The sequence below is a fragment of the Psychrobacter sp. W2-37-MNA-CIBAN-0211 genome (assembly GCF_040309405.1).
Classification (GTDB): domain Bacteria; phylum Pseudomonadota; class Gammaproteobacteria; order Pseudomonadales; family Moraxellaceae; genus Psychrobacter; species Psychrobacter glaciei.
Genome location: NZ_JBEOOU010000036.1, coordinates 1 through 986, shown reverse-complemented (window position 1 = coordinate 986; position 986 = coordinate 1). Strand labels below are relative to the sequence as shown.

At 47.1% G+C, this 986-nt stretch carries 1 protein-coding gene; it reads right to left on the bottom strand.

Features of this window, described 5'->3' with window-relative positions; all coding sequences use genetic code 11:
- Positions 1–986: multicopper oxidase domain-containing protein (locus tag AAEY72_RS14150; protein WP_352311133.1), on the bottom strand; the 986-nt coding region annotated here is incomplete at both ends.

The following is a 986-nucleotide window of genomic DNA, read 5'->3' as shown; positions in this document are numbered from 1 at the left end:
TGCTCGTCCACGGAGCGCAATTGATCATAAGTCAACACCTTTCTATTAATATCACGCAGGTTAATACCGGGATCATCGAGGTTCATACGTGGACTGTCGACGCGCATATCACTCTTGAAGTCATACTCGGTCTTAGCATGTTTTGCTTTGTAGCCTTTATCACCCATCGCACCCATCATATCGGCCATGGTCAGCCATTCGATCTTGTCCATAGCAGGTATTGCAGCACGAGCACCTTTTTTGGTTGCAAGCGTGGTCGCGACATAGCCTGAACGATCGATATTTTGGGCAAATATGGTATGTGCATCTTTGGTCGGCGTGACGATGACATCATAAGTCTCAGCAACGCCAATACGGAAATCATCAATCGCAACGGGCGCGACATCATTGCCATCCGTTGAGACGACGGTCATTTTCAGACCCGGTATACGCACATCAAATATCGTCTGTGCTGAGCCATTGATAAAGCGCAGTTTGACGGGCTGTCCCGCTTTCACTAGCTGTGTCCAATTGGCGGCGGTGGTTTTACCATTCATAAGGTAGGTAAAGGTTTTTTCACCAGACAGATCCGTAAAATCTGTCGGCATCATGCGCATCTTATTCCACATTTTGCGCTTGTCATAAGCGGCTTCTAGATCTGTTGCGGCAATATCAGACAATAGCTTTTTAAAATCTGGCAAATGGTAGTTATCAAAGTCAGCGCGCTGCTTTAATAGCTTTAGCAAGTTATGCGGATCGCGGTGTGTCCAATCACTCAATAAAATCACGTGATCTTCGGCGACTGGATGGCGTTCGCGGCCTTTAGGCTCAATGACGATAGCGCCGCGCATTCCAGTTTGCTCTTGAAAGCCAGTATGGGAGTGATACCAATACGTACCCGATTGAATGAGTTTGAATTTATAGGTAAAGGTACTGTTCGCAGGAATACCATCAAAGCTGATACCTGGCACACCATCCATCTCAAATGGGACGAGCAAGCCATGCCA